Origin of the sequence: Vallitalea maricola (assembly GCF_036985595.1) — a bacterium.
Taxonomy (GTDB): Bacteria; Bacillota; Clostridia; order Lachnospirales; family Vallitaleaceae; genus Vallitalea; species Vallitalea maricola.
This window is the reverse complement of sequence record NZ_BTPU01000104.1, coordinates 1-13,049: the sequence shown is the minus strand read 5'-3', so window position 1 is coordinate 13,049 and position 13,049 is coordinate 1. Positions and strand designations below refer to the sequence as shown.

The window sequence follows — 13,049 nt, the reverse complement described above, 5'->3', positions numbered from 1 at the left end:
GTATGCTTATCCAACAGATATCTTCAAGTTATTGATGGTTCTTCTTATGCCGAAGGCAATAAAGTCTGCCATACCCATAACAGTGTTGAGACGAGTGTTCTGTAATATAAGCATATCCATGAAACCAGAAAAATTTACGATTCCAGTTATATACATATCACCAACAGGAGGTAAGGTTTTATTAACACCTGCACCAGGGTTAATAGAGCCTTTTCCTATGCTTACATATCCGATATGATCCATTTTACCAAGGCAGGCATCTATAGCGATTATAAAAGGATTTTTAAAATTGGATTTGATATTATTTACGGTCTCTTCAATATTCTTGGCATGGACAGGATTACTTAATGTTCCCAAAACCGTTACATTGTTAAGAAACATCTTTTTTAATTTATATCCCACTATTGGTCCAAGACAATCACCTGTAGCTCTATCAGTTCCTATGCATAAAATAACAATACTGGTATTGATATCTGTGTTCTTTTCTATAAGATTAAATAACGTATTAGAAAAATTACTAATAGCAGATATATCTTTGACATTATAATAATGAATTTCTTCGGAATTTCTTTTTAATCTCACTTTTATCAGCCTACTTTCTTAGAATTTTTAATGGATTTTAGTCATAAACATATAGCTAGATAAACTATTGAATTGAATATTAATGTTAGATATATATATTTTTAGCAAAAAAATAGTTAATTAAACCAAAGGAATAGATATTGTAAATAATTTACAATAAATACCAATTATCTTCATATAAATGCATCAAGATCTATACTAAATCACTTTTTCCAAAAAAAGGAAATTTAGTATCGAATAAAAAACTATTTCACAGACAAGCTTTGATAAAATTTTTTATTTATATGTGCTATTATCTTCATATACTTAATGTATTTATGGGGTGTGGGAATTATGAATGAAAATTATAAGAATAATAAATTATATCTAGAGGGTCTTGAATCACTTCCCAAAAATGTTCGTCAAATTGGTGATGCCAGAGAGGGTAATAGAATCTACATGGAAGATTATGTATATTCATACCTGCATCAATTTGCAGCAGAAGAAACATCATCTGAACAGATAGCTTTTTTAATAGGGAAATATTATACCTATAAGGATGATGTAATAGTCATAATAGATGGTGCAATTCAAGGTGATTATGCTGAGAAAGTTAATGGAGATCTATGTATAACAGAAAGAACATGGTACCATGTCTATGAAAAAATAAGGAAGTATTTTGAGGATTACAGTGTAGTTGGTTGGATGTATACCCAACCAGGCTATGGTATATTATTAACCTCTTTTTTGAAAGAACACCATAATAAGAATTTTATTGATGATAAACAAGTTTTATATATTGTTGACCCTCTGGAAAAAGAGGATTCATTTTTTGCATATGAAAATGGTGAGTTAGTAGAGAAAAAAGGTTATTATATATACTATGACAAGAATCCATCTATGCATAATTATATGTTAGAGAATAAAACTAAAAAGGAAGAAAAGAATGAGCAAGATATAGATGAGGATAATGATATCATTAAAACATTCCGAAAGAAAGAACAACAAAGGAAAGATGATCTATATCAAAAGAAATTCATCAATATGTTATCTATATTGTGCGGCGGTTTAGTTCTTATCTGCCTTGTTATGGGGATTGGATTATTGAATAACATTGAAAAACTTAATAATCTACAAGCAGCTATGAAAACCATGACAGAAAAATATAATAATATAAAAAAAGAAGTCATAGACTTGGAAAATGAAAACAGCATCATGGTTAATAATGAATTAGGTGAGGAAATATCTGATGCTAATAGCAATAATGATGGACAAACATCCAAAAGTGGATTAGAAAGTGGAGAAAAAGATACTGAAACAATAACACTACCAAAGACACAAACCATAAATCCAAAGGATATACCAACAAGCTATACAGTGCAAATTGGGGATAGTCTTAATACTATAAGTGAGAAATTCTATAATACATTGGATATGGTACCAACCATTCAAAAGTTGAATGATATTTCAAATAAACATAAAATTTATGTTGGACAAGAAATCAAACTACCGAAACCATAATGTTTGAAAATAATATTTTATAAGATGATAATAGCTGTCAGATAATATAATCTTGGGGATGGCTACAAGTATTTAAAAAGATAGAATAGGTTTAGATATTTCACTGAACCTATTCTATCTTTTTTATATTGATGTTAAGAAATGAAAGTTACTAATTAATAAGTGGTTATCTCTATAGAACCAGATTTAACTGCTATCTTTTCGTATTTCTGTGGATGTAGAAGTTCAGCTTTTACATGAATATTTCCAGGTTGGGTAGTTGATTGAATCAGGATACCTGTTTGCCCTAATTCAGGACGTTTAATATTTTCTCCAATAATTTTACATGGACCTTCTATAGAGAAAAGAATATCATGATTATCAAGTGCCAAAGGAGTAATGCTATTCTTATCATCATGGACTATACACCTTACAAACAATAAGTCTGATCCATCAGCTTGGAGATTAAGTCCCATATAATCGCCTTCTAAATGTAACTTGACAGGAACTCCAGGAGAATAACGCTTGTCTGAAGCTACAACCTTACCATCAATAATACCTTCAGCTCTGATTTCAGAACGTTCTCTGCCAAAATAAAAATTATTCTTGAAGGTAAAAGGAGGATGTTGTATCTTAATCTTATCAGGCTCCCTTTCTTCAATAAATCTATCATTATGATAAAGCCTTATCTTATCACAATTACTGAAAATAGTTATATCATCAGGACTTACTTCAGACCAGCTGTTAGCGATATATACCATTGGACCAGAATCTACGAGATCCAAATAGTCATCAGGTTCTCTTTGGCTCTTAAAGAAATAAAAACTGTATTTAGGTATTCTCTGTAAATCTAAGAATCCACCCCAGCAAGGATTAATATGATAACCTCTATTATGTTCAATACCCGGCCACATGGCAAATCCACATAATTTGGCATCGTTATATAAATAGGTGTAGTTAGTCATCCAAGGGTTCTTATTCCATATCATACGTCTAACCTGTTTAAGCATGATATCTTCACCCCAACCTCTAGGTACCCGCCAAGCACAGCTTTGGTCTACAAAATTATCTGGATAATCTCCATATTCTCTAATCCATCTTGGTTTGTCAATTTGCTTATCTATGATTTTATAGGCTTCAGGGTCAAAATTCTCTGATTTTGGACCTAACATATAAGGGTCGAATTTACGGTATGAAATATCACCTAATCCTTGGTCAGAACCAGTATAACAAGGACCATAAGGCAATTCTTCATGAACAATCTCATTAACTCGTAGCTGATAATCTTCTGGCATAACGCTTTCATTTAGAATAGGTTCCCAAATAATGATTGAAGGATGGTTACGTAGCCATCTAACGATATCTTTTAGATTTTGGTAACTTCTTTCTTTGAATATCCCTTCTTCGTAGAATTGCCATCCAGGATTGCTTATGGTCAATGTTATACCTAATTGATCACATTCATCAATAAACTCTTCTGAAAATGGGTAATGAGAACGAATATGAATCATTCCTGCTTCCCTAAGCTTTCTTGCATCTCGTTTAAGGAGATTAGATGACATTGCATTGCCTACGTGAATAAAAGTCTGATGATAATTTGCTCCTGATATTTTTAGATGCTCATTGTTAATAAGAAAACCTTTATCTTTAGTAAATTCAAAATCCCTAATCCCCAAAGGAGTCTCTATAAGGTCAATCAATTCACCATCTATCAAGATTTCTGTCCTTAATTTATACATGTAAGGTGAGTGAGGGTGCCAGTGATTTGGTTTAATCACTACCTGAGATTGTATATAATGAGCATCTTCTAAAGAGTTTAACTCATAGGTATTATAGGTATCACTGACACAACGGTCTTTTTTGTCAAATAGCTTTTGGCATAGAGTAAAAGTCTTAGATTCATTATATTCATTTCGGATGTGGGTTTGAATACGTAATTGGGATTTATCTTTTGATACAGAATCAAAGGATACGAATAAACCACCACCAGCAACTTTATTTTCTAATACGGCATTTGTAATATATAAGGGGTTAACCCTGTGTAATCTCACTTGTCTATATATACCGCCATCATATGAAAAATCCAAGTCTTGCTGTTTCTTTCCAGGGGGAACATCACTTCTGTCGGAATTATCCAATCTCACTGAAATTATGTTCTCAGCGTTGTAATTCACAAGTGAAGAAATATCATAGACAGCAGGGGTATAACCGCAGTAGTGAGTTGCCAGTTTTTCATTGTTCACCCATACTTCCAGAACCTGCATAGCACCTTCAAATTCTAGGAATACTTTTTCGCCTTTTACCCTTTTTTCTAGATAAAAATGTTTTCTATAACGACATATACCTTGATAATTACGTCCCCCACTACTATTGATTGGTGTTATATCAATACTATGGGGTAAGTTAACCATATCCCAGCTGTTATCATCATAATCATTTAAATGAGAAGAACTGTCGTCGCCTTTAATGAAACACCACTTCCTGTTTAATGAAATAATTTCTCGCATATTAACGCCACCTTTACAATTGTTATCTTCAATCTATTTTTTTCTCTATAGGTATTAACGAATATGGATTGAAGCTACTTTTATTATAAGTAAAGAATCATTAATATTTGAATACATAAAATCACTTTTAGTTATACAATATCACTCTATATGATATAATAAAAAAGATTAGATTTCGGTTGAATTATTACAGAATCTGAGAGGTTGATTTGATGAGAAAAATCAATATTGATAGTAATGAAATTAATCCATTCATAAGAAGAGCAGGACTTCAAGGTTCAACAGGGTGGCCTTACACTCGTAAATTATATGACTATGAAATGTTATATTTCATAAAAGGAAAAGGGAAAATAGAAATTGCTTCAGAGAAAAGTATGTTATCATCAGGTTCTGTATTACTCATTCCCCCTAATACTCCAAGCAAATTATTTATTATGGATAAGAACAGTTACATCATATGGGTGCATTTTGATTTCTTTTACGTTTCAGAAGAGGAAGAGATAGATTACTATGATATGTATCTCAAGCAACAGCATTTGATACGGCCAAAAGTGTTTTTGAATAATGGCTTTACTTTTCCCTATCATATTGTAATAAATGATTCTGAAAAGATGAGTAGTAATTTTCAGGAATTACTTAGCTGTTACCAACAACATTCCCTGTTTTGGCAGCTTAGATGTAAAAGTATATTATTAGAAATTATATATAGCATCATAAATCAAGTATATACAGAGGAATCTTACCCTAATGTACTATCAAAAGAACGTATAGTATATGATATCAGACAATATATATATCAATATTATCAACATAAGTTAACTTTAGGTGAGATAGCTAATTATGCTGGAATAAGCAACAACTACGCAAATAGGATTTTCAAAGAAATGACAGGTGAGACTATTATACAGCATCTTAATAATTATCGGTTGAAAAAAGCTGCAAGAATAATTGAGAACAGTAACTTGACTATCGAGCACATAGCCGAGAGTGTAGGATTCACTAATACATATTATTTCAGTAGAATGATGAAAAAATACACTGGTAAATCACCTAGGCAATACAGAACAAAATAACAAGGGGCTGTATTGTGTGACAGCCCCTATTTCCAGTGTGATTATTTGATTATACTTTCCATTTCGTCCAATAATCCTTCAAACACTTTTAGAGCCTTTTCAATAGGTTCAGCAGTAGTCATATCAACACCTGCTTTTTTAAGAGTATCAATAGGATATTCGGAACTACCGCTCTTAAGGAAGTTCTTGTATTTCGTTACTGCTTCTTCACCTTCTTTTAATATTTTTTGAGAAAGTGCAATAGCAGCTGAATAACCAGTTGAATATTGGAATACATAATAATTGTAGTAAAAATGAGGGATCCTAGCCCACTCCATATCAACTTCACTATCTATTATCATATCTTCGCCAAAATATTTTACATTAATATCATGATACATAGAACTTAGAGTATCGGCTGTTAGAGCTTCTCCTTGTTCAACTAATTCATGAGTTGTTTTTTCGAATTCCGCAAACATTGCTTGACGATAGAGTGTTCCTTTGAACTGTTCCATGAAATAATTAATTAAATATAATCTTTGGTTTTTATCTTCTGTAGTTTTTAGTAGGTATTCCATCAACAAAGCTTCATTAACTGTTGAAGCAACTTCCGCTAAGAAGGTTGGATATTCTGCATATATAAAAGGTTGAGTTTTTGATGAATAATAAGTATGAAGTGAATGTCCCATTTCATGTGCAAGAGTAAACATATGATTTACATTATCTTGATGGTTAAGTAAAACATATGGGTGAACACCATAAGTACCCCATGAATAAGCTCCACTGCGCTTACCTTCATTCTCATATACGTCTATCCATTTTTCATCGAAACCTTTTCTTAGAAGGTTGCAATACTCTTCTCCAAGTGGAGCAAGTGCTTCAAGAACCTTTTCTTTTGCTTCTTCAAAAGTAACTTTTACATCAATGTCTTTAACTATTGGTGTATAAACATCGTACATATGAAGTTCGTCCAGATTAAGCATTCTCTTACGAATAGATACATAACGATGCATTAATGGTAGATATTTATGAACTGTTTCAATTAATTGGTCATATACAGCAACTGGAATATTATTTTCAAATAGACTAGCTTCACAAGTTGAATTAAACTTCTTGGCTTGCATATAGAATATATCTTTTTTAATATTTGCATTATACGTGGCTGCTAATGTGTTTTTATATTTACTATAAGTACCATACAAAGCCTCAAAAGCATCTTTTCTAACACGTCTGTCTTTGCTTTCCATAAAAGTGACATAACGACCTTTTGTAAGTTCCACATCGCTGCCATCTTCACCTTTGATTGTAGGGAATTTGAGATCAGCATTATTGAACATTGCAAAAATATTTTCTGGTGTTCCAGCCAATTCTTGAGCTCTAGCCAATAATAACTCTTCTTCCATACTTAAGATATGTTCTTTTTTACGTAATAAATCATCAAAATAAGTTTTGTAGAGCTTTAATCCATCAGTTGATTCCACGTAGCTTTTCAAAAGATCATCTGGCATAGAAGAAATCTCTGGTTCAATAAAAGAAATACTGCTATTAACTTTTACCATTAATGAATTAGCTTTTTCTGCTGTATTTTGTGCTTCAGAGTTATTTGCATCTTCATGTAATTTCATATTGGAATATACATATAATCTTGAAAGTTTTTCTTCTAATTGGTCTCTCTTTTTAAGACAATCAAGTAAGGTATCTGCTGATTCTTTTAATTTACCTGAATAAGATGTGATTTCCTCTGTCATAGACATAATTTCCTTGTACATGCTTTCCCATTCTTCTTTGGATGAAATCATATCTTCTAATCTCCATTTGAATTCATCACTAATCTCATTTCTCTTAGGCAATTTTGCCATTTTACTCATATTATAACAACTCCTTTCAATGGTAGTATAATATATATACATTAAAGTTTCTATATTTTTTATTATTATTTTTTGTTAATAGATATTTAAAATTATAAAAAATAGTTAAAACTTGATTTAATTATATTTAATTAGCAATAATACTAATAACAGGATAATCTACATCATTACAGCAATTAAAAATTTTAGCATATTATATGGTGTTTTTTTATATACTATAAAAGTTGAAAAAAAATACGATTATATAACAGATATATAAAGATTATATTAACCAGCTTAATAAAACTTTAATGATTTTCTTAAATTAATTGTGGTATAATCATAGATGTATATTTTGAATATTTCATATTGTCTGTTAAAAGGAAGGATCATTATGATGAAAAATAAATTGAGTGTTCTCTATGTTTCAGCTGAGATTGCACCTTTTGGTACAACGGGTGGTTTAGGAGATGTTGGAGAATGTTTACCAGAAGTTTTAGCTGATAATGGACTCAACATGATAAGAGTGATGCCAAAATATAAAGGGTTAGAAGAAAAGTATGGATTAAATGAAGTTGGTAGTTTTATTGTAGAAACCTCAGGTAAAGCAAATGAAGCTAAGATCTATAAATATGAAGAAAAAAGGCTTACTACTTACTTTATAGGAAGTAGGGAATATTTTGAAAGAGATAATTTGTATGGGTATGATGATGACGATATAAGATTTGGCTTTATTTCAAAAGCAGTTCTAGAAATGTTGATGGTGCTTAATATCAAACCAGATGTAATTCATGTTAATGACTGGCATGGTGGCTTAATACCGTTTCTTCTAAAAAATGAGTATAAACATATAAACTTCTATAATAGTATTAAGACTGTGTATACTATACACAATCTACAGTATCAAGGAGTCTTTGGTAGTGGTTCTCTGGAAAGAATCGGTTTGTCTCATAAATATTATGATAGTAATAAATTAGAGTACTATGGCAATATTTCTTTTATGAAAGGCGGTATCATCTACTGTGATATAATCACTACAGTTAGTGACAATTATGCTAAGGAAATACAAACTCCCCAATATGGCTATGGACTAGATGGAATCCTAAGACGATATAAAAGCAAAATATATGGTATCATTAATGGTATAGATTATGATAAGTTCAATTGTGAGACAGACGAATATGTTTATAGAAATTATAATATAGATAATGTTTTAATGGTAAAGTACGAGAATAAACATTTTTTACAACAGAAAATTGGTTTACCAGTAAAAAAAGTACCTTTAATAGGTATGGTATCAAGACTTAGTGAACAAAAAGGGATAAATCTGTGTTTAAAAGCAATAGAGGAATTAATTGATGAAGATTTACAATTTGTTATATTAGGTACAGGGGATAAAAAATACGAACAAGCATTAATGGACTTATCAAATAAATATCCTGATAAACTAGGAGTAATAATAGATTTCAATCAAAAAATGGCAAGACTCATATATTCAGGGTGTGATTTCTTCTTGATGCCATCTCTATTTGAACCATGCGGATTATCACAGATATACAGTATGAGATTTGGTACTGTTCCTATAGTTAGGAAAACAGGTGGTCTAGCTGATACTGTTATACCTTTTGGATTAAACAAAGGTACAGGGTTCGTATTTGACAGATATGATGTAAATGAATTTATTGAAGCTATTAATGAAGGTTTAGAAACATATAATGATGAAGATAAATGGAGATGTATTGTTGCTAATTGTATGAATCAAAGATTTTCATGGGATAACTCAGCTAAAAAATATATAGAAAAATATAATCAATTAATTAAAATAAAAGATTAGATTAACCTATTATAATTATAGTAATATGGTATTAACTACACTTTGTGAACATAAATATATAATGTACATTATGTTCAGGAGTTGATTGATTGAAATTAGATTTTAAAAATTCTATAAAGATAGCATCTGTATATATAGGAACTGTTTTAGGAGCAGGATTTGCTTCTGGGCAAGAATTAATGAAATTTTTTGCTTATTATGGTTATAAAGGTATGATAGGATTATTACTTACAGGCGTAATGTTTGCTATAGTAGGTTGGGCTGTACTGGAAATCCTGTTTTTTAACAAATCTACAAATTATAAAGAATTCATCTATCCTATTGCGGGAAAAACATTTGGGAAAATACTAGAGCTTTCAGTTATATTTTTTATGTTTGTATGTTTTTGTGCAATGTTTGCAGGTTCAGGAGCATTGTTCCAGCAGAGATTTCATATACCATACCAAGTAGGGGTTCTTGCTATGGCAGTTTGTTGTTATATTACATTCTTGTTTGATGTAAAAGGAGTTATAGCTGTTAACTCAATATTAGCACCTATTTTGCTTATTGGGGTTTTGATTGTAGGATTATACATGTGGTTTTTCAGAAGCACTGCTGTAATGAATAAAGTTGTAGAAGTATTTTTAGTTGTTAGAGATAATTGGTTAAGTTCAGCCATCATTTATGTATCATATAATATAATTACTGCTGTTGTAGTGCTTACAACTCTGCATAAATTAGTTAAGAGCAAACTTATCGCAAGATTAGGTTCATTAATGGCAGGAATAGCATTAGGAATGATAGGAATTATATTAGGCTTTGTTATATTGGTTCATTATTCTGATATACAAGGAATAGAAATTCCTATGTTAGCTATTGTAATGAGATATGCCAAGGTGTTACAATATATTTATATTGTAGTTATGATTTCTGCCATGTTTACAACTGCTATTGCTAATGGATATGGGATATTATCCAAGTTGAAATCGATCAATACCAAACATGGGAAGATAAAATTAGCTTTTTTCATTTTATTTGCGATTATATTTTCTCAGATAGGTTTTTCTAATATGGTAGGTAAAATATATCCTATTTTCGGATACATAGGTGTATTTGAAGTTATACTTATATTGGTTTACTTTGTAAAAATGAAATATGAACAGTTTAAGGTTAAAATTAAAAATAGCATGTTTCCTTTTGGAAAAACTCTTACTAAAAATATTAAAAGCAGGTGAAATTTTTGAAGGAACAAAGGATAAAAATTTTTTTGATAATGTTGTTGGTTATAGCATCTATAACAGCATATGTTCTAATTATAAGACCTAAAGGTTTTGGATTCGTTAGTGGGAAAGTCAAATTAGAGGTATTAAATAGCCTTGAATATAATCCTGCTGATAAAGTACATATAAGTAAGTTAGGGAAAAACATAGTAAGATCTTCAAAAGATGGTGTTACTATGATGGATACTAATGGGACAACCATATGGGATAAGACATTCAATATGATGAATCCAAAAGTTATCAAAGAGAAAAATTATTTAGCAGTGGCAGATATATCTGCCAGAGATCTTTATCTATTTAATGAAAACGGTTTTGTTAGAGATTATAATGTTGGTTCTCCGATTCTAATGTTTGATATCAATGAAAATGGAATAGTTGCAATCATTGGACAAAAGAACAAAGGACATGTTATAGAGCTTTTTGATGCAGATGGAACTAAGTTAATACATAGAGAGACATTTACTGAAAATGATGGGTATCCTTTAGCTTTTGATATTTCTGAAGATGGTTCTAAAATGGTTACCAGTTATCTTTACGTTAAAGGGAATTCGTTAGTATCAAATTTAACATTTTTTAATTTTAGTGATAATGGTAGTGATTATGCTGAAAGAGTAACAGGAGGTTTTAGCATTGATGAAACTGTGGTTCCTGAAATCAGATTTTTGGATAATGAGCATGTTGCTGCTGTAGGTGATAATGGAATTCTTTTTTATAAGGTAAATGTTATACCTGAAGAAATAGAAAAAATAGAAGTACCTAATGAAATAAGCAAGGTCGACTACACAGAGGATAAATTGCTTGTTATCTATGGAAGACCTATTAAGAATGAAGGAAATTATAAGGATAACAGTCTAGTTACATACAATAAAGAAGGAAAATCATTAAACGTAACAGAATTTGATAATGAAATAACTAGATTGATTGGAAATGAGAATAAATACTATGTTGAAAGCGAATTATTTATTAGAGAATATTATAATGGTAAAATTAATTGGGAGTCAACTGTAAAAGGTGATGTCAAAGATATTATACCCTTTGGTAATAATACTTTCTTGATTGTTTTACAAAATGAGTATGAGGTAGTAAAATTAACAAAATAAGGAGGATATAAGATGACTTGGTTAGATATAGTGGTAGTAGGAATTATTGCAATCTGTGCAATTATATCCTATCAAAGAGGGTTAATTAAGACTCTTTTCAGTTTTGTTTCATTAATTGTATCGGTTGTACTTACTATGTATATATATCCACATGTAAGTGAATTCTTGATTAAGAATACAGGGGTATATGGTTCTATAAAGAATTCCATAATTGGCTTATTGAATTTAAATAGCGCAACTGAAAACGTTAATTCAACAGGAGAACAAATTAATTTTATCAATCAGTTAAATTTGCCTGAACAATTTAAACATATATTGGTGACTAACAATAATAGTGAGGTATATAATTTACTTAATGTAAATAGTATAGGTGACTACATAGGTGGTTTAATTACTACATTAATAATAAATATTATTTCATTTTTAGGAGTATTTATTGTAGTTACTATTCTTGTCAAGATAATAATTAATCTACTTGATTTAGTTAGTAAATTACCAGTTCTTAATCAAATTAATAAAATAGGAGGATTAGTTCTTGGTGCTATCAAAGGAGTTATCATAGTTTGGATTTTATTCTTGGTTATATCTCTTATGAGTACTAATCCAAACTTAAGTAATGTTTTTGATACATTAAAAGTGTCTGAAGTTGCTAGGTATTTATATGATAATAATTTACTGATGAATTTTGTTACTAATATTAAGAAGAGTATTGTATAGATATCTAATTTCATTTAATGGTTGTAAAGAAATTAAAAGTGATTTAATAATAGAATATCTTTTATAATAGGGTAAAAGTCTAAATCCAAAAAGTAGGATTTAGGCTTTCTTTAGTTTTCTTGAGGTGACTCCATAAATATATTTTTTTATATAAAATAATTTTTTTTAGGTATAATAATAGCATAATTTGAATTAATATAGGAAAAAATATATTTTAGTTTTATACATTTATAAGATGGTGTGAAGCCAGTATATAACAGTAATTGGACCTTATACAATTTGAAAATAAAATTTAATTACAAAAAAAATATTCAAAAAACGCTTGACTTTGATTATGTGGGGTGATATAATTCTTTTCGCTGACAAATAAGGCAGCAAACACAAGAATAACAGAGAACCTTGAAAACTGAACAGTGAAACAACCAAAAACTTAGTAATAAGTTTTACCCAAGAAAATTCCTTAGTAAATTAATGGATAAAGACGATAGTCTATAAAATATAAGCCAGAGCAATCTGGTCAAGATTAAAACTTATACGATGTTTTAAGTTAAGAATAACTAACCTTTGATAATTAAGACAATTTAATCTTAAAATCAAAGCTAAGAAATTCTAACCTTAAAAAATCAGTCCAATGAGAGTTTGATCCTGGCTCAGGATGAACGCTGGCGGCGT

At 30.1% G+C, this 13,049-nt stretch carries 9 protein-coding genes; 6 read left to right on the top strand and 3 right to left on the bottom strand.

Features of this window, described 5'->3' with window-relative positions; genetic code table 11:
* Window positions 1–6: 6 nt before the first annotated feature.
* A complete protein-coding gene (gene yyaC / locus AACQ14_RS22810; protein ID WP_339365855.1) occupies window positions 7–582 on the bottom strand; it encodes a spore protease YyaC in 576 nt (191 codons plus the stop codon).
* A gap of 333 nt (window positions 583–915) precedes the next feature.
* Here yyaC and AACQ14_RS22805 point away from each other — a divergent pair, with 333 nt between their 5' ends.
* Window positions 916–2,082 (top strand): LysM peptidoglycan-binding domain-containing protein, encoded by a 1,167-nt coding sequence (locus AACQ14_RS22805; RefSeq protein ID WP_339365854.1) that lies wholly within the window; start codon window positions 916–918, stop codon window positions 2,080–2,082.
* A gap of 155 nt (window positions 2,083–2,237) precedes the next feature.
* On the opposite strand, the gene AACQ14_RS22800 is transcribed toward AACQ14_RS22805, so the two are convergent.
* On the bottom strand, window positions 2,238–4,568 hold the full coding sequence (locus AACQ14_RS22800; protein ID WP_339365853.1) for a sugar-binding domain-containing protein: 2,331 nt from the start codon (window positions 4,566–4,568) through the stop codon (window positions 2,238–2,240).
* A 212-nt stretch (window positions 4,569–4,780) separates the two neighbouring features.
* Here AACQ14_RS22800 and AACQ14_RS22795 point away from each other — a divergent pair, with 212 nt between their 5' ends.
* Window positions 4,781–5,641, top strand: coding sequence for an AraC family transcriptional regulator (locus AACQ14_RS22795; protein ID WP_339365852.1), 861 nt, complete (start codon window positions 4,781–4,783; stop codon window positions 5,639–5,641).
* A 41-nt stretch (window positions 5,642–5,682) separates the two neighbouring features.
* Here the strand turns inward: AACQ14_RS22795 and pepF are convergent, their stop codons facing one another.
* Entirely contained in the window at window positions 5,683–7,488 is a 1,806-nt protein-coding gene (gene pepF, locus AACQ14_RS22790) for an oligoendopeptidase F (protein ID WP_339365851.1), read from the bottom strand.
* 373 nt (window positions 7,489–7,861) lie between these two features.
* Here pepF and AACQ14_RS22785 point away from each other — a divergent pair, with 373 nt between their 5' ends.
* The 4 genes from AACQ14_RS22785 (at window position 7,862) to AACQ14_RS22770 (ending at window position 12,377) form a co-directional block, all read left to right on the top strand.
* Window positions 7,862–9,301: a glycogen synthase gene (locus AACQ14_RS22785; protein ID WP_339365850.1), complete on the top strand. Its 1,440-nt coding sequence runs from the start codon at window positions 7,862–7,864 to the stop codon at window positions 9,299–9,301.
* A gap of 89 nt (window positions 9,302–9,390) precedes the next feature.
* The gene (locus AACQ14_RS22780) at window positions 9,391–10,515 is read left to right on the top strand and encodes a YkvI family membrane protein (RefSeq protein WP_339365849.1); all 1,125 of its coding nucleotides are present in this window, start codon (window positions 9,391–9,393) and stop codon (window positions 10,513–10,515) included.
* 5 nt (window positions 10,516–10,520) lie between these two features.
* Complete coding sequence (locus AACQ14_RS22775) at window positions 10,521–11,660, top strand: DUF5711 family protein (RefSeq protein ID WP_339365848.1); 1,140 nt, start codon at window positions 10,521–10,523, stop codon at window positions 11,658–11,660.
* Window positions 11,661–11,672: 12 nt separating this feature from the next.
* On the top strand, window positions 11,673–12,377 hold the full coding sequence (locus AACQ14_RS22770; protein ID WP_339365847.1) for a CvpA family protein: 705 nt from the start codon (window positions 11,673–11,675) through the stop codon (window positions 12,375–12,377).
* Window positions 12,378–13,049: the final 672 nt, after the last annotated feature.

What these genes read in the sequence shown, in the direction of transcription:
- AACQ14_RS22805 (WP_339365854.1), top strand. Translation starts at nt 916, where the DNA reads ATGAATGAAAATTATAAGAATAATAAATTATATCTAGAGGGTCTTGAA.
- AACQ14_RS22800 (WP_339365853.1), bottom strand. Translation starts at nt 4,568, where the DNA reads ATGCGAGAAATTATTTCATTAAACAGGAAGTGGTGTTTCATTAAAGGC.
- AACQ14_RS22795 (WP_339365852.1), top strand. Translation starts at nt 4,781, where the DNA reads ATGAGAAAAATCAATATTGATAGTAATGAAATTAATCCATTCATAAGA.
- pepF (WP_339365851.1), bottom strand. Translation starts at nt 7,488, where the DNA reads ATGAGTAAAATGGCAAAATTGCCTAAGAGAAATGAGATTAGTGATGAA.
- AACQ14_RS22785 (WP_339365850.1), top strand. Translation starts at nt 7,862, where the DNA reads ATGATGAAAAATAAATTGAGTGTTCTCTATGTTTCAGCTGAGATTGCA.
- AACQ14_RS22770 (WP_339365847.1), top strand. Translation starts at nt 11,673, where the DNA reads ATGACTTGGTTAGATATAGTGGTAGTAGGAATTATTGCAATCTGTGCA.